Below are 16,334 nucleotides of genomic sequence, written 5' to 3' on the forward strand. Positions count from 1 at the left end.
CTGTGGGCGGGTCGCGGTGATGTCGTGCTCATCGGACGGGTGCCTCGCTGGGGGCCCGGTTCTGCTGCACGGGCTGCACGGGCTGCACGGGCTGCGCGGGGACGGCAGGGAGCACACCGGTGCTCTCCAGGTGGGCGCGGGCGTCCTGGATGGCCTCGGGAGTCGTGGCGTACTCGCGGTCCTTGAACCGGAGCAGCGTCAACGCGCCCACGGAGTCGAGGACTTGACGCTGGCCGGGGCGAATGCCGGAGGCCATCACGACGATGCCGCGCCGGTTCAGCTTCTGCACCGCGTCCTTGAGGACGAGGGCACCGGTGGCGTCGATGGTGGACACGCGGGACATGCGCAGGATGACGACGCGGACGTCGGCGACCTCGGCCAGCTCCAGCAGGAAACGGTGGGCGGCGGCGAAGAACAGCGGCCCGTCGATACGGAACGCCACGATGTGCTCGGCGAGCAGCGCGTGCTCCTCGTCGCTGTGGTCACCCCGGTCGAGGGGGACCTGGTCCATACGCGCCTGCTGGGCCACCGCTCGCAGGGCGAGCGCGCCCGCGACCACGAGGCCGATGATCACCGCGTAGACCAGGTCGAGGACGAGCGTCGCCGCGGCGGTGAGTACGAGGATCAACGCGTCCGAGCGGGTCGCCTTCGCCATTGCGCGCAGCGAGCCGACCTCGACCATGCGGATCGCGGTGGCCAGCAGGACACCCGCGAGCGCGGCCAGCGGAATCCTGGAGACGAGCGGCGCGGCGGCGAAGACGATGACCGCGAGGATCGCGGCGTGGACGAGCGCGGCCAGCCGGGACCCCGCGCCGGTGCGGACGTTGACGGCGGTGCGGGCGATCGCCCCGGTGGCCGGTACGCCGCCGAAGAGCGGGGCGGCGATGTTCGCGACGCCCTGGCCGAACAGCTCGCGGTCCGGATCGTACTTCTGCCCGACCGTCATGCCGTCGGCGACGGTGGCCGACAGCAGGGACTCCAGCGCGGCCAGCGCGGCGACCGCGACCGCCGGAGTGATCAGCGAGGAGAGCGCTGACGGATCGAGGAAGGCCAGCGAGGGCTCCGAGAGGCCGGAGGGCAGATCGCCGATGGGCACGGCGGCGGACAGGCCGAAGATCTGCGTCACGAGCGTGGCGGCGATCACCGCGATGATGGAGAAGGGCACGGTCGGCCGCCATCGGGCGCCGAGCAGCATGACCGCGGCGACGCCCGCGGCCAGCGCGACAGCCGTCCAGTTCGGCTGCCGTACGAACTCCTCCACCGATCGCCAGGCCACCGCCAGGACCTTGTCGCCCTCGGGCTTGTCCACCCCCAGGGCGTTCGGGACCTGCTGCAGACCGATCACGCAGGCGATGCCCACGGTGAAGCCCTCGACCACCGGAGCGGGCACGTACTGCATGTACTTGCCGGCGCGCAGCAGGGCGAGCGCGATCAGCAGCGCACCGGCCATGAGCCCGACGGTGAGGACGCCCCCGGCGCCGTGCTCGGCGACGATCGGCACCAGGACGACCGTCATCGCGCCGGTCGGCCCGGACACCTGAAGGTTCGAGCCGCCGAAGAGCGCGGCGAGCGCGCCCGCGACCACCGCGGTCGCCAGGCCCGCCTCGGCGCCGAGGCCGGAGGAGACGCCGAAACCGAGCGCGAGCGGCAGCGCGACGATCGCGACGGTCAGCCCGGCGAGCAGGTCACGGCGCGGGTTGCGCGCCATGGCCCGGAAGTCGGCGCGCGCGGGCAGCAGGGCACGTACCGGATTCCAGACCCGGTGCGGCAGGAGTCTCACTCGGCCCCGACCTCGGTGTCCCGCAGCTCGGCGAGGAGCTGGTGCTGCCCGGCGAGCACCTCGGTCAGGATCCGGCGCGCGGCCCGCATCAGATCGGCGACGTCCCCGCCCGCGAGCTCGTACACCACCGTCGAGCCCTCGCGCCTGGACACGACGATGCCGGAGCGGCGCAGCACCGCCAGCTGCTGGGACAGCGCGGAGGGTTCCACCTCGATCGCGGCCAGCAGGTCCCGTACCGGTGTCGGTCCGTCCTGGAGCAGCTCCAGCACCCTTATGCGAACGGGATGCCCCAGCATCCGGAAGAACTCGGCCTTGGCCTGGTACAGCGGAACGGACACGACTCCTCGACTTTCCCGGGCACGGCCGCCTGAATGCGGGCACGGCGACTACAGCATCCAAGCAATTGCAAAATTTTGCAATTCTGCATCCGCTCAGTCCGCCAGAGGCAGTTCGCCGGACTCGCCGGGGTCGACCCGGACCGTGCGGTCGGGGAGCTGGATCTCGACGGGGTCGCGGTCGGAGGAGGGGACGTCGATGTTCAGGGTGCCGGGGCGCATGGTCAGGCGGATGCCCCAGTGGCCCTGGTAGCGGACGGCGAAGCTGTACTGGGAGAGTTCCGGCAGCGGGACCGGGTCGAGCCAGAGGGCGCCGGAGCGGGTTTCCAGGCCGGTCAGGCCGCGCTGGACGAGGTCGAGGGTGCCGGCCATGGCGCCCAGGTGGATGCCTTCGCCGGTGGTGCCGCCCTGGAGGTCGGCGATGTCGCCCTTGAGGGCTTCCTGCGCGAACTCCCATGATTCGGCGCGCCGGGCGCGAGCCAGGATCCAGGCGTGCACAAGACCGCTCAGGGTGGAACCGTGGCTGGTGCGCCGCAGGTAGTAGTCGACCGTTCGCTGCCAGGTCGCCTCGTCGAGGCGGTGGCCCAACCGCTCGAAGAGGCCCCGTAGTTCGGCGGGCGAGAAGAGGTGGCCGAGCATGAGGACGTCGGCCTGTTTGGAGGCCTGGTAGCGGTTGACGGTGTCGCCCTCGGCCTCCAGGATCCGGTCGAGCCTGCGGATGTCGTCGTAACGGGCCCGGTAGCCGTCCCAGTCCAGCTCGGCCAGCTCTCCGTAGCCGTCGAACTGGCTGATCACCCCGGAGTGGAAGGGGACGTACAGCTTGTGCGAGACCTCCTCCCACCGGGCCAGGTCATCGTCGTCCAGGCCGGTGCGTTCGGTCAGTTCGAGGTGGCGCGGCTCGGGCAGGGCGCGTACGACGTCGAGGGTGCGGGCAAGGACCCAGGCGGCAGTGACGTTCGTGTAGGCGTTGTCGTCCAGGCCGGGGCGATCCGCGTCCGGATAGGCGTCGTGGTACTCGTCGGGGCCGACCACGCCGCGGATGCGATAGCGGCCCAGGCGGTCGTCGTACGTGGCCGCGTCGGCCCAGAAGCGGGCGATGTGCAGCATCATCTCGGCGCCCTTGGTGTGCAGGAACTCCGCGTCTCCGGTGGCCTCGTAGTACTGCCACACGTTGTACGCGATCGCCGAGTCGACGTGGTGCTGGAGATGGGAGTGGTCGGGCAGCCAGCGGCCGGAGTGCGGGTTGAGGTGCAGCTTCTGGGTTTCCTCGCGGCCGTCGCTGCCGCTCTGCCACGGGTACATCGCCCCGGCCCGGCCCGCCCGGCGCGCGGCCCGGCGGGCCTGGTCCAGGCGCCGGTGACGGTAGGTGAGCAGGGCCCTCGACACCTCGGGGAAGTGCAGGTTCAGGTACGGCAGTACGAACAGCTCGTCCCAGAAGACGTGGCCGCGATACGCCTCGCCGTGCAGGCCCCGGGCCGGGACGCCGACGTCCAGTTCGGCGGTGTGCGGCGAGAGGGTCTGCAGGACGTGGAACAGATGCAGCCGCAGAATGCGCCCGGCCTCGTTCGGGACCTTCAACTCGGCCCTGCGCCACAGCTGCTGCCAGGCGACGCGGTGCGAGGCGAGCAGTTCGTCCACGGTGCCCGCGTGCTCCACCCGCTCGACACAGGCCCGCACCGGATCACTGATCGCCCGGTCACGCGAGGTGTGCAGGGCGACGACCTTGTCGACGACGGTGGGGCGCCCCGGGTGGAGGGTCAGCAGGAAGCGCTGGATCGCCTGGCCCGTCGCCTGCCGTGGCGGCAGCCGCTCCGCCGAGGCGCCGGCGCCGGTGCCGGTGCTGGTGCGGGCCGCGAGTCCGATGCCGACGTCGGAGGCGGACGTACGGCAGCGCAGCCACACGGTGTCCCGGTCCGCCTCCCCGGTGCGCACCTGTACGAGGTGGTTGCCCGCCAGCTCGCGGTAGCGTGCGACACCGGTGTTGGTGACGGTGCCGTCCAGCGCGGCCTCCACCTCCAGCTCGTACGGTCCGCCCTCCGCGGTGAACTCCGTGCGGAGCACGGCCAGATGAGGGTCGGCCATGTGCACCAGGCGTAGGTGCCGCACATCGAGGACACGGTCGTCCTCCGCCTCGTACCGCGTCTCGCGGTGCAGGACGCCGGACCGCAGATCGAGGGCCTGCCGGTGCTCCACGCAAGCGTCGCTGTCCGGAGTGAGCCACGGTCCCGTGCCCTCACCGTCGACACGTCGGTAGCGCAGGAGCAGCCAGTTCGGGAGGTTGACCAGATCCTCGTTCTCGACCTGCCGCCCGGCGACGTTCGAGGTGAGCCGGTTGTAGCAGCCGGCCGCGTACGTGGCCGGGTAGTGCACGGCGTCCGCGGTGGACTCGGTGGCCGCCCCGCGCGTGGCGAAGTAGCCGTTGCCCAAGGTGCACAGCGACTCCCTGAGCCGCTCCTGGTCGGGGTCGTAGCCCTCGTACTGCCAGATCCAGTCGTTCACTTCCCGTACTCCGGGTGATATGTCTGTGCCTCTGTGTGCCACCCGGGTGCCCGCGCACACCTTGGCGTAACGGGTCGCGCGACTCGTCACGCCGAGCCGCCCAGGCGAGGGCACGCGCGAGTGATCTGAGTCACGTCAGCTTTCTGTCAGGCAACTGACCGGATGGTGTCAGTCCGGTCCGCTTCCATGTGCTCATCGAGGCCTTCCATCACCGAATCCCCGGTCTCCGATCCCTTCGGAGCCCCCACCACCGAGGAGACACATGGCCGACACCGTGACCGGCTGTCCCGCGCACGCGGCGGAGCCGGTTCCCGAGTACCCCATGACCCGGGCCGCGGAACGCCCGCTCGCCCCGCCTCCGGCCGTGGAGCCGTTGCGGGCGGAGCAACCGATCGCCAAGGTCCGGATCTGGAACGGCGACACGCCCTGGCTGGTGACCAGGCACGCCGACCAGCGGACCCTGCTCACCGACCCCCGGGTCAGCAACGACGACTGCGCGTCGGGCTTTCCGTACGTCAACGCGCACCGGGCGGCCATCGCGGACAAGACCCCGAGGATGATCACCAACACGGACGCGCCGGAGCACACCCGGCTGCGCCGTTCCGTCAACGGGCCGTTCGTCGTCAAGCGGATCGCGGCCATGCGGCCCGCCATCCAGAAGATGGTCGACGGCATGATCGACGACATGCTGGCCGGGCCGAACCCGGCCGACCTGCTCACGGCTCTGGCGCTGCCCGTGCCCTCGCTGGTCATCGCCGAGCTTCTCGGGGTGCCGTACAAGGACCACGCGTTCTTCCAGCGCAACGCCGGCCTCGTCCTCGACGGCTCGCTCTCGGCGGAGGAGGCGATGGTGCCGAGCCGCGAGCTGGCCCAGTATCTGGACACCCTGTTCCGGGAGAAGCTCGAGAACCCGGGCGAGGACGTGCTGTCCGAGATGGCCGGCCGGGTCAAGGCCGGCGAGATGGCCCACGTCGAGGCCGTCAACATGGGCGTCGCCATGCTCATCGCCGGGCACGAGACCACCGCGACGATGATCAGCCTCGGCACCCTCGCCCTGCTGCAGAACCCCGACCAGCTCGCCGTGCTGCGCGACACCGACGACCCGAAGGTGATCGCGAAGGCGGTGGAGGAGCTGCTGCGCTACCTGAGCATCGTCCAGACCGGGGTGCGCAGGGTCGCCAAGGAGGATATCGAGATCGGCGACGTCGTCATCCGCGCCGGAGACGGCATCATCTTCGACCTGCACGCCGCGAACTGGGACTCGGAGGCGTTCCCCGAGAGCGAGCGGCTGGACCTGAGCCGCCCCGCACGCCACCATCAGGCGTTCGGCTACGGCCCCCACCAGTGTCTGGGGCAGAACCTCGCCCGCCTGGAGCTGGAGGTCGTCTACGGCACCCTGTACCGCCGTATCCCCACCCTCCGACTGGCTACCACCGTCGACCGGTTGGAGTTCGACCACACCGGCACGACCTACGGCGTCCACTCCCTGCCCGTCACCTGGTGACCCATCACGTACCGAAGGAGGAAACACCCATGCGTGTGGAACTGGACGAGCCGAAATGCGTGGCAGCGGGGCAGTGCGTCATGGCCTCTCCCGAGGTGTTCGACCAGCGGGACGAGGACGGCGTCGCCGTCCTGCTGGCCGAGACACCTGACGTCGACCTCCTGGACGGAGTGCGCGAGGCCGTGGCGATCTGCCCGGCCGCCGCCATCCGGCTGGTGGAGCAGTGAAGCAGGTCGTGGTCGTCGGCGCCTCCGCCGCCGGTCTCGCGGCGGTCGAGACGCTGCGCCGGGAGGGCTACGACGGCACGCTCACCCTCGTCGGGGACGAGCCGCACACCCCGTACGACCGCCCGCCGCTGTCCAAGCAGATCCTCTCCGGCGAGTGGGGCACCGAGCGGCTCGCCCTTCGTGCCGCGACCGACCTCGACGCCCTCGGCCTCGATCTTCGGCTGGGAGCCGCCGCGACGGGCCTCGAACTCGCCGACCGCACAGTGCACTTGGCCGACGGGACCCGGCTGCCGTACGACGGCCTGATCGTGGCCACGGGTGTCAGGCCGCGCCGCCTGCCCGGTGAGGGCGCGCATGTGCTGCGGACCCTGGACGACGCCCTGACCCTGCGGGACCGACTGGAACCCGGGCGGCGCCTCGTGGTGGTCGGTGCCGGATTCCTCGGCGCGGAGGCCGCCGCGGTGGCCCGGGGCCTCGGCTGCGAGGTCACCCTCCTGGAACCGGCCCCGGTGCCGCTGGCCCACGCGGTCGGCGAGGAGGTCGGGCGCGTGCTGTCGAGGGCCCATCTGGACCATGGGGTCGATCTGCGTACCGGGGTCACCGTGACCGCGGTGACCGAGGACGGCGTACGGCTCGCGGACGGCGAACTCGTCGACGCCGACGAGGTGCTGGTCGCCGTCGGCTCGCTGCCGAACACCGAGTGGCTCGCGGACAGCGGCCTGACGGTGGGCGACGGTGTGATCTGCGACGTGTACTGCGAAGCCGCGCGGGATGTGTACGCGGCCGGTGACATCGCCCGCTGGTACAACCCGCTGTTCGCTGTGCCGATGCGCGTCGAGCACCGCACGAACGCCGCCGAGCAGGGCATGGCCGCGGCCCGCAACCTCCTGAACCGCGAGACGCGCAAGCCGTTCACGCCGGTGCCCTACTTCTGGTCCGACCAGTACGACATGAAGATCCAGGCCTACGGCCACCTGCGCGGCCATGACGAAGTCGCCGTCGTGGAGGGGAATCCGGCCGAACGCCGGTTCCTGGCCGCCTACCGCAGCGGCGACCGCCTGGTGGGCGCCCTCGCGGTGGGGATGACGCCGAAGGCGATCAGGCCCTGGCGGCAGGCCATCGCGACTCGTTCGGCCTGGCACGAGGCGGTACCGGCCGCGACATCGGCAACACAGGCTGCAATCAAGGAGGTTGTCCATGGTGGACCGTCCTGACGTTCTCGTGGTCACAGGGGCCGGAGGCATGGGCTCGGCGGTCGCGCGGCGGCTGGGCAGCGGGCGCACCGTGATCGTCGCCGACGCCTCGCTCGCTCAACTCGACCGGCTCGTCGACGCGTTGAGCAGCGAGGGCTATGCCGCTCAGGGCGTGGTCACCGACGTGTCCGACCGGAAGTCGGTCGAGAAGCTCGCGGAAACGGCGTCCGGGGAGGGCCGGTTGGCCGCCGTGGTGCACACCGCGGGGGTGTCCCCCGCGACCGGGTCGGCGAAGACGATCTTCGAGGTCGACCTGGTCGGCACGGTCCATGTGATCGACGCCTTCGAGAAGGTGGCCGTCCGGGGCACGTCCCTGGTCTGCGTCTCCAGCATGGCCGGTCATTACGCTTCCCTGAGCCGGGAGGAGGAGGCCGCCCTCGCGACGGTTCCCGCGGAGGAACTGATGGAGCTCGACGTCGTCACCGCCGTGGGGGACAACGCGGCCGGCGCCTACGTCCTGTCCAAGCGTGCCAACCACGTACGGGTCCAGGCCGCCGCGCTCGCCTGGAACCTCCGCGGCGCCCGGATCAACACCCTCAGCCCCGGCGTGATCTCCACCGCGATGGCGCAGGCGGAGGCCGAGTCGGAGACCGGCGCGCACATGCTGCAGACGCTGGAGGCGTGCGGCGCGGGCCGTATGGGAACGACAGGGGAGATCGCCGACGCCGCGGCGTTCCTCGCCGGCCCGGAATCGCGCTACATCACCGGTACCGACCTGCTCGTCGACGGCGGTCAGGCCGCATGGATCCGCCGGCACAGGCCGACGCACTGACGGCCGGAGACCGACGGCCGACGCACTGACGGCCGCGCCACGCGGGCGGAGACCGGTCAACGGCATGCCGCACAACGGTAGTTACTCACGGACAGCAGAGAGGACACGGATGTCCACCCCCCACAATCCGTCCACCACCACCCCCTCGACCCAGGAGGAACCAGGCCTCGACCTGGACGCCCTGCGCGAGAAGTACCGGGCCGAGCGCGACCGCCGGATCCGCCCCGACGGCAACCGGCAGTACAAGCGCCTCGTCGGCGAGTTCGCCTCGTACGCCGACGATCCGTACACCGAGTTCATGCCCCGGGAGCCGCTCCACGACCGGGTCGAGGCGCTGGTCGTCGGGGGTGGCTTCGGCGGTCTGCTCGCCGGCGCGCGGCTGCGCCAGGCGGGCGTGCGGGACATCCGGATCATCGAGCAGGCCGGGGACTTCGGCGGGACCTGGTACTGGAACCGCTATCCCGGCATCCACTGCGACATCGAGTCGTACGTCTACATGCCCCTGCTCGAAGAGGTCGGCTACGTCCCCAAGTGGAAGTACGCGCCGGGCGAGGAGATCCGGCAGCACGCACAGGCCATCGGAAAGCACTTCGACCTCTACGACGGTGCCTGCTTCCAGACGCAGGTCACCGAACTGCGCTGGGACGACACCGAGTTGGAGTGGATCGTCGCCACCGACCGCGGCGACCGCATGCGGGCCCGGTACGTGGTCGTGTCGAGCGGAACGCTCAGCCAGGCGAAACTCCCGGGCATCCCCGGCATCGAGACGTATCGGGGGCACGCCTTCCACACCAGCCGCTGGGACTACGCGTACACCGGCGGCGACGCGAACGGGAACCTGCACAAGCTGGCCGACAAGCGGGTGGCGGTCATCGGCACCGGTGCGACGGCCATCCAGATCGTGCCGCACCTGGGACGCGACGCGCAGCACCTGTACCTGTTCCAGCGCACACCGTCCTCGGTGGACGTGCGCGGCCAGCGCCCCACGGATCCACAGTGGGCGAAGTCGCTCACCCTCGGCTGGCAGAAGCGCCGCAGGGAGAACTTCCTCGCGCTCGTCACCGGCGGCCAGGCGGACGAGGATCTGGTGGACGACGGCTGGACCTCCACCGCCCGGCTTCAGCAGAAGCTCATCCCGAACAACAACTACGCGGACGTGTCCCCCGAGGAGCGGGAACGGCTGTACGAGCTCGCCGACTTCCAGAAGATGAACGAGATCCGCGCCCGCGTGGACGCGATCGTGGAGGACCCGGCCACGGCCGAGCTGCTCAAGCCCTGGTACCGCTACATGTGCAAGCGGCCCACGTTCAGCGACACCTACCTGGACACCTTCAACCGGCCCGACGTGACCCTGGTGGACACGGCCGACCACGGGGGCGTCGAGCGCATCACCGAGGACGCGATCGTGGTCGGCGGCAAGGAGTACGAGGTCGACTGCATCATCTTCGCGACCGGTTTCCAGGTCGGCGTCTCGGGGATCCTTTCCGGACTCATCCCGGTGCACGGCCGCGGTGGCGTCAGCCTGCTGGAGACCTGGATGAAGGAGGGTCCGAAGACGCTGCACGGCTTCTACAGCCACGGCTTCCCGAACCTCTTCCAGCTGGGCCCGCTGCAGAACGCCAGTGCCGTCAACTTCGTACACGTCCTGGACGAGCAGGCCACGCACGTGGCCGAGGTCGTCGGCGAGGCCCGCAAGCGGCAGGCCCGGTACGTCGAGCCGAGCGCGGAGGCCGAGGCCGCCTGGGTGGCCACGATCCGGGAGAAGGCGGCCGATCTGTACGCCTTCCAGGCCGAGTGCACTCCCGGCTACTACAACAACGAGGGCAAGCCGAGGGAGCGCAGCGAGTCGTACGGCGACGGTCCGATCGCGTTCCACGAACTGCTCCGGCGCTGGCGCGAGAACGGCGGCATGCGCGACGTCCTCGTCGCAGCCGAATGAGAGAGGGAGTGACGATGCAGCCCAGCCGGTACGACGACACCGGCCGCCGGTCCGCCACGAGCAGCCGGTGGGACACGAGGAGACTCAACCAGCCGAGCCGGCTGTGGGGTTCGAACGGCGTGACCTTCGGCCCCGACGGGCGGCTGTACGTCGCGCAGTTCATCGCCGGGCAGATCAGCGCCGTGGACCCCGCCTCGGGGGACGTCGACGTGGTGGTGCCGCTGGACAGCCCGGTCCAGGCGCCGGACGACCTCGCGTTCGGGGCGGACGGCTCGATGTACATCGCCGATCTGACTCCGGGCAGGGTGTGGCGCCGCAGCCCGCAGGGCGAGTGCACCCTTGTCTCCGAGGAGGTGAAGCTGCCCAACGGCATCACCTGCGTCGGCGACCGCCTCTTCGTCAACGAGATGAAGATGGACGGCCGCGTCCTGGAGCTGTTCCCGGACGGCGGTGACCCGGTGGTACTCACCGACGGGCTGGCCCTGGGCAACGCGATGCAGCTCGGCCCGGACGGCTGCCTGTACTACCCGCACATGATGACCAACCAGGTCTGGCGGATACCTCCCGACGGCGGTACGCCCGAACTGGTCGCGGAGGACGTGCACGAGCCGGTCGCGGTGCGCTTCGACAAGGGCGGCGTCCTGACCGTCCTGTCGCGTGGCGTGGCCGGCATCGTGACCCGTATCGACCTCTTCGGCACCGGCGACCGGTCGATCGTCACCAGCGGTGTCGTGGGCCTGGACAACGCGGCGTTCGACGCCGAGAACCGCATGTACGTGTCCAGCTTCGCCAGCGGTGGCGTCACGGAGATGCACCCCGACGGCCGGATCAGGGAGATCGTGCCGCGCGGGCTCGACGGCCCCTACGGGGTGACGATCGACCTCGGCGGCACGGTGTACGCGGCCGACCACTACCGCGTGGCGCGCCCGGAGCCCACCGCCGGGGGTGAGCCGGGCGGCGTGACCACGCAGGAGCTGCTGACATTCACCCACGGCATCACCGCCGACAACGGGCTCCTGCACCTCACCTCCCAGTACGGCAACGTCCAGACCTACGACCCCGTGGAGAAGACCACGCGGGTCCGGGCGACCGGCCTTGACCAGCCGCTGGGCATCGCGGTGGGGCCGGACGGCTCGCTCGTGGTCGCGGAGGCGGGCGCCGGGCGGATCGTACGGATCGACGCGAGCGACGACTCCGTCACGGTGCTCGCCGAAGGGCTCGACCACCCCGTGGACGTGGCCTTCGACGCCGAACAGCGCTGTTATGTCAGCGACGACCGGCGTGGGGCGGTGCTCCGTATCGACGACGGGAACGATCAGGGGAACGATCACGGGAAGGGCGGCGGGAAGGCGGTGCCCGTCGCGGAGGGGCTCGGCGCACCGCAGGGACTGGCGATCCTGGGCGACGAGCTGTTCACGGTGGACACCGAACACCGCAGGCTGCTGGCGATCTCCCGCACCACGGGCGAGAGCAGGGTCGACGCGGAGGACCTGGCGGTCGGCCTGCCTCCGGGGACCGCCCGCACCGAACAGCCCGCGCTGTTCGCCCACGGCATGCCCGGCTCTCCCCGGCAGTTCGCGGGTCTCGCCGTCGCTCCGGACGGATCCCTGCTGCTCTCGGCCAACGGCGAGGGGAGTGTGCTGAAGCTGTCGCCCAGGGGAGCACCCTGACCCAGGGGAGCACCATGGAGGGAGTAACCGGGGTTGGGCTGAACGGTCGGGAGCGAATTTAGTTGAGTTACGCAATGAGATGGTAAAGTGATCCGTATGTCCACACCATCGCCGGCGACCACCCCCGCCTCCACGGAAGTGACCGAGATCGAGCGGGCGCTCACGCGCATCGCCTATCTCATGGGCCGAACCCGCCAGCACGACCGGCTCATGGCGCTGGCCGGAGTGCCGCTGGACCGCGCCGCCGTGGCACTGCTGCGGCAGATCGGCGACTCCGAGCCGGCACGCCCCGGCGAGCTGGCGAACCGGCTGGCCGTGGAGGCCTCCCACGTGACCCGGCAGGTGCAGCAGCTGGAGAAGGCCGGCTACGTCACCCGCGTACCCGACCCGGAGGACCGCCGCGCCCAGCGCATCCAGATCACCCAGACCGGTCAGGAAGCCGTCGACCGCATCCGTGAGACCAGCGCCCGCGGCATGCAGATGGCCCTGTCCGGCTGGTCGCCCGAGGAACTCCGGCAGCTCGCCACGCTCTTCCACCGCATGGTCGACGACTTCCTCTCCTACGCCGCCGAAACGGGCGCCGGAGAGGAAGCCGCCCCGGCGGCCCGCAAGGTCTGACCGGGTGCCGCACGGGCGACGGGATCAGTACGGTCTGTCGCCCTCGATGGCGACGCGTTCGGCCACCCGGCGGTGCGGGGCGTAGTCGTTGACCGCGTAGTGCTGGGTGGCTCGGTTGTCCCAGAACGCGACGTCGCCCGGCTGCCAGTGGAAGCGAACCTGGTACTCCGGCACATGGGCCTGCCGGCACAGGTAGCTCAGCAGCCGGTCGCTCTCGCCGCGCTCCATCCCGGTGATCCGGGTCGTGAAGGAGGCGTTGACGAAGAGCAGCCGCCGTCCGGTCTCCGGGTGGGTGCGCACGACCGGGTGCTCCACGGGCGGGAAGGCGTCCTGGAACGGGGCGAGCCGCTCGGGCCCGTAGAAGCGGGCGAAGCCGGGAATGAAGTCGTGCACGGCGGTGGCCCCGTCGATCCGGTCCTTCACCTCCGCCGGCAGGTTGTCGTATGCGGCGGCCATGTCCGCCCACATCGTGTCCCCGCCGAACGGCGGGACCTCCCGGAGCTGGAGCACGGCGCCGAGCGCGGGCCGCTCCCGGAAGGTGACATCGGTGTGCCAGATGTTCTCGAACGTCGGCGTGCCACTACTGCCCTTGTCGAAGCGGACCACGTCCTCGGTGGAGCCCGTGGCGAGCAGGGGATTGGTCTCCAACTCGCCCCAGTGCCGGGCGAATTCACGCTGCTGTGCGGAGGTCAGGTGCGCCCCGCGGAAGAAGAGCACCTTCCACTCCAGCAGGGCGCGGTTCAACTCCTCGCGCAGCGCGGGCTCCAGCGGTCCTGACAGATCGACTCCCCGCAGCTCCGCACCGATGGTGCGCCCCAGGGGCACGACCTCGAAGCGCTCGTACGGGCGCTCCTCCCACCCCTCGGGCAGGCGCCGCAGCGTACGGGGCCCTTCGTACATGCCGTCCGGTGGGGTCTGCGCCTCGCGCAGGGTGGTGGGTCTGGTCTCGATGACGGTCACAGGGGTCTCCTGGTGTGTGAGCAGGCAGGGATGGACCCGGCAGTGGGAATGCCGGGGAGAAGGCGGGAGAAGGCCGGGGAGAACACAGCTGACGGATGGCAGATTTCGATGTCTGTCATCCACTCGGGCATTCACCCGAGGCAGAGATGCACTCGCATCCGCTCAAGGCGGACGTGCACTCGAAAACATCCGGGCCGTCGAGGCCCGCAAAGGAGGGCCGGGGCACAGCCCCGGCGGCGGCGCAGCTATCGGCCGGAACGCTCGCAGCCGGTCCGATCCGGGACGCGCAGAGGTCCCATCGTGTCGAGCCGTTGCCTGGTCATGCGGTCATAGTGCGATCTCTGTCGCGCCACTGTCAACGACAGCCGGGTTGATGTGAGGCCACGAAGGGATCATTCTGGGGCATATGGAGCATGTCGCCGCTGCGGCGCTCGTCGATGCACAGGGAACGGTGACGGGGTGGAGCGACGGTGCCCGGCGGCTGACGGGGTACGCGGCCGAGGAAGTCGTGGGCCGGGCGGCGCGTGAGCTGCTCGCCGAGGATGTGCCGTCCGAGACCGTCGCAGCGCTGACGGGCACCGTCGTGCTGCGTCACCGGGACGGTTCTCCCGTCGCACTCGCCCTCAGGGTGAGCCCCGTGCTGGGCGCGGACGGCGAACCCGACGGATTCGCGGTCACCGCGGAGCGGTCCGGCGGACCGGGCCCCAGCCTGGCGGCGCAGGCCTTCGAGCAGGCGTCCATGTCGATGTCGGTCTTCGACACCCGGCAGCACTACCTGCGCCTCAACGATGTGGCCTGCCAGGTGATGGGAGTCCCGGAGGACGCCCTGCTCGGCCGGTACTACCCGGACACCGTGGAGGACGCCGATCACAGCCGGGGCTTTCTCGATCACATGCGCCAGGTCGTCGAGACCGGCGAACCCGTCCACTACGAGAGCTTCACCCGCGCACCGTCCGGCACGCGGTACCACGCCTGGAACCTCGAGATGTGGCCGGTACGGAATCCCTCCGGCGAGCTGGTCGGCACCGCCCTGGCCGCGTTCGACAGCAGTGAGCAGCACTGGGCACGCCAGCGGCTGGCCCTGCTGAACGAGGCGGCCGCCTCCATCGGCACCACCCTGGACGTGGTGCGCACCGCCGAGGAACTGGTGGGGCTCGTGGTCCCGCGGTTCGCCGACTTCGCCAGCGTGGACCTGCTCGACTGGGTCCTCGGAGCCGACGAACCGCCGGTGGCGCAGCGCACCGGCGTCGTGCTGCGCCGGGTCTCGCACCGGTCCGTCACCACGGGCACACCGGAGGCGGCCGTCGAGCTGGGCGAGGCGGACACCTATCCGCCGTTCTCGCCGCCCGCGCGGGCGCTGCTGGACGGGCGGGCGGTGCTCAGCGGGGCCGGGGAACCGGAATTCGACCGGTGGCTGAGCGGCCACGAGGCACGCGGCGCCAAGAACCGTGCGTACGGGGTGACCATCCACTCGCTGCTCGCGGTCCCGTTGCGGGCCCGTGGCACCACGCTGGGCGTCGCGGTCTTCGTCCGGGCCGTCAACCCGGATCCGTACGCCGGTGACGACGTCGTTCTCGCCGAGGAACTGGCGAGCCGGGCCGCCGTCTGCGTGGACAACGCCCGCCGCTTCGCCCGCGAGCGGTCGACCGCGCTGGCCCTCCAGCACAGCCTGCTGCCGCGGGGGCTGCCCGGACAGGCGGCCGTGGAGGTGGCCCACCGCTACCTCCCGAGTGGCGCCGCGGCCGGCATCGGCGGCGACTGGTTCGATGCGATCCCGCTGTCCGGCAGCCGGGTCGCCCTGGTCGTCGGGGACGTGGTCGGGCACGGCATCCAGTCGTCCGCGACCATGGGGCGCCTGCGCACGGCCGTACGAACCCTCGCCGATGTGGATCTGCCGCCGGACGAACTCCTCACCCATCTCGACGACTTGGTGACCCATCTGGCGACGGACGAGGGCACCGAGGACGTCGCGGAGCTGGGGGCGACCTGTCTGTACGCGGTCTACGACCCCGTCTCACGCCGCCTGACCGTGGCCGGTGCCGGACATCCGCCACCGGCCGTCCTCCTGCCCGACGGCACCACGCGGCTCGTCGAGATGTCCGCCGGGCCGCCGCTCGGGGTGGGCGGCCTGCCGTTCGAGGCGTCGGAACTGGAGCTGCCCGAGGGTTCGCTGATCGCCCTCTACACGGACGGACTGATCGAGGGGCGCGACCGCGACCTCGACCGCGGCACTGCCGAGCTGTGCCGTGCGCTGACCGTCCCCGCGCATTCGCTGGACGCCTTGTGCGACGCGGTGCTCAAGTCCGTACTGCCGCCGCAGCCCACCGACGACGTGGCCCTGCTCCTGGCCCGCACCCGCGCGCTGGGCGCAGACCAGGTGGCCACCTGGGACATCCCGCCGGACCCCGAACGCGTGGCCGCCACCCGGCAGTACGCCACCGAGCAGCTCACCGAATGGGGCCTGGACGAGGCCGCCTTCGTCACCGAGCTCGTCGTCAGCGAACTGGTCACCAACGCGATCCGCTACGGCGAACCCCCCATCAGGCTGCGCCTGATCCGCGACCGCACTCTCATCTGCGAGGTCTCCGACGGCAGCTCCACCTCACCGCATCTGCGCCGCGCGCACGTCTTCGACGAGGGAGGCCGCGGTCTGCTGCTCGTCGCCCAGCTCACCGAGCGGTGGGGCAGCCGGCAGACCGTCAACGGCAAGACGATCTGGGCGGAACAGCCGTTGCCGCCGGGCTGACTCGGTCGCCTTCGCGAACGGCGGGCGTGTT

12 protein-coding genes are annotated in these 16,334 nt (G+C 70.9%); 8 read left to right on the top strand and 4 right to left on the bottom strand.

Annotated elements, in window-relative coordinates; all coding sequences use genetic code 11:
* Positions 1-28: 28 nt before the first annotated feature.
* From G5C60_RS22440 to G5C60_RS22450, 3 genes are all read right to left on the bottom strand, one after another.
* Entirely contained in the window at positions 29-1,708 is a 1,680-nt protein-coding gene (locus G5C60_RS22440) for a SulP family inorganic anion transporter (protein WP_165262134.1), read from the bottom strand.
* A 68-nt stretch (positions 1,709-1,776) separates the two neighbouring features.
* Positions 1,777-2,118, bottom strand: a complete 342-nt coding sequence (locus tag G5C60_RS22445; protein WP_165262094.1) for a metalloregulator ArsR/SmtB family transcription factor — start codon at positions 2,116-2,118, stop codon at positions 1,777-1,779.
* 93 nt (positions 2,119-2,211) lie between these two features.
* Complete coding sequence (locus G5C60_RS22450; protein WP_165262096.1) at positions 2,212-4,614, bottom strand: glycosyl hydrolase family 65 domain-containing protein; 2,403 nt, start codon at positions 4,612-4,614, stop codon at positions 2,212-2,214.
* Positions 4,615-4,876: 262 nt separating this feature from the next.
* Here G5C60_RS22450 and G5C60_RS22455 point away from each other — a divergent pair, with 262 nt between their 5' ends.
* The 7 genes from G5C60_RS22455 to G5C60_RS22485 all read left to right on the top strand — a co-directional run bounded on the left by G5C60_RS22455 (position 4,877) and on the right by G5C60_RS22485 (position 12,597).
* On the top strand, positions 4,877-6,118 hold the full coding sequence (locus G5C60_RS22455) for a cytochrome P450 (RefSeq protein WP_165262098.1): 1,242 nt from the start codon (positions 4,877-4,879) through the stop codon (positions 6,116-6,118).
* Between the two features lie 29 nt (positions 6,119-6,147).
* A complete protein-coding gene (locus tag G5C60_RS22460) occupies positions 6,148-6,345 on the top strand; it encodes a ferredoxin (RefSeq protein WP_165262100.1) in 198 nt (65 codons plus the stop codon).
* On the top strand, positions 6,342-7,559 hold the full coding sequence (locus G5C60_RS22465) for an NAD(P)/FAD-dependent oxidoreductase (protein ID WP_338145893.1): 1,218 nt from the start codon (positions 6,342-6,344) through the stop codon (positions 7,557-7,559). Before G5C60_RS22460 ends, G5C60_RS22465 begins: the two co-directional genes overlap by 4 nt.
* The gene (locus tag G5C60_RS22470) at positions 7,543-8,370 is read left to right on the top strand and encodes an SDR family oxidoreductase (RefSeq protein WP_165262102.1); all 828 of its coding nucleotides are present in this window, start codon (positions 7,543-7,545) and stop codon (positions 8,368-8,370) included. Before G5C60_RS22465 ends, G5C60_RS22470 begins: the two co-directional genes overlap by 17 nt.
* 109 nt (positions 8,371-8,479) lie before the next feature.
* Positions 8,480-10,309, top strand: a complete 1,830-nt coding sequence (locus G5C60_RS22475) for a flavin-containing monooxygenase (protein ID WP_165262104.1) — start codon at positions 8,480-8,482, stop codon at positions 10,307-10,309.
* 14 nt (positions 10,310-10,323) lie between these two features.
* Complete coding sequence (locus G5C60_RS22480; RefSeq protein WP_165262106.1) at positions 10,324-11,979, top strand: hypothetical protein; 1,656 nt, start codon at positions 10,324-10,326, stop codon at positions 11,977-11,979.
* A gap of 96 nt (positions 11,980-12,075) precedes the next feature.
* Complete coding sequence (locus G5C60_RS22485) at positions 12,076-12,597, top strand: MarR family winged helix-turn-helix transcriptional regulator (RefSeq protein WP_165262108.1); 522 nt, start codon at positions 12,076-12,078, stop codon at positions 12,595-12,597.
* 24 nt (positions 12,598-12,621) lie between these two features.
* On the opposite strand, the gene G5C60_RS22490 is transcribed toward G5C60_RS22485, so the two are convergent.
* Positions 12,622-13,497, bottom strand: coding sequence for a TauD/TfdA dioxygenase family protein (locus tag G5C60_RS22490; protein WP_165262138.1), 876 nt, complete (start codon positions 13,495-13,497; stop codon positions 12,622-12,624).
* 466 nt (positions 13,498-13,963) lie between these two features.
* On the opposite strand from G5C60_RS22490, the gene G5C60_RS22495 reads away from it, so the two are divergent.
* Positions 13,964-16,303 carry a SpoIIE family protein phosphatase gene (locus tag G5C60_RS22495; protein ID WP_165262110.1) on the top strand — a complete coding sequence of 780 codons (2,340 nt, stop codon included), beginning with the start codon at positions 13,964-13,966 and terminating at the stop codon, positions 16,301-16,303.
* Positions 16,304-16,334: the final 31 nt, after the last annotated feature.

The sequence above is a fragment of the Streptomyces scabichelini genome (genome assembly GCF_011045015.1).
In the GTDB taxonomy this organism is placed as follows: Bacteria; Actinomycetota; Actinomycetes; order Streptomycetales; family Streptomycetaceae; genus Streptomyces; species Streptomyces scabichelini.

Bases quoted from the DNA above. Each gene is read 5' to 3' on its own strand.
- G5C60_RS22455 (WP_165262098.1), top strand. From the start codon at position 4,877: ATGGCCGACACCGTGACCGGCTGTCCCGCGCACGCGGCGGAGCCGGTT.
- G5C60_RS22480 (WP_165262106.1), top strand. From the start codon at position 10,324: ATGCAGCCCAGCCGGTACGACGACACCGGCCGCCGGTCCGCCACGAGC.
- G5C60_RS22440 (WP_165262134.1), bottom strand. From the start codon at position 1,708: ATGGCGCGCAACCCGCGCCGTGACCTGCTCGCCGGGCTGACCGTCGCG.
- G5C60_RS22460 (WP_165262100.1), top strand. From the start codon at position 6,148: ATGCGTGTGGAACTGGACGAGCCGAAATGCGTGGCAGCGGGGCAGTGC.
- G5C60_RS22470 (WP_165262102.1), top strand. From the start codon at position 7,543: ATGGTGGACCGTCCTGACGTTCTCGTGGTCACAGGGGCCGGAGGCATG.
- G5C60_RS22490 (WP_165262138.1), bottom strand. From the start codon at position 13,497: ATGTACGAAGGGCCCCGTACGCTGCGGCGCCTGCCCGAGGGGTGGGAG.
- G5C60_RS22485 (WP_165262108.1), top strand. From the start codon at position 12,076: ATGTCCACACCATCGCCGGCGACCACCCCCGCCTCCACGGAAGTGACC.
- G5C60_RS22495 (WP_165262110.1), top strand. From the start codon at position 13,964: ATGGAGCATGTCGCCGCTGCGGCGCTCGTCGATGCACAGGGAACGGTG.
- G5C60_RS22475 (WP_165262104.1), top strand. From the start codon at position 8,480: ATGTCCACCCCCCACAATCCGTCCACCACCACCCCCTCGACCCAGGAG.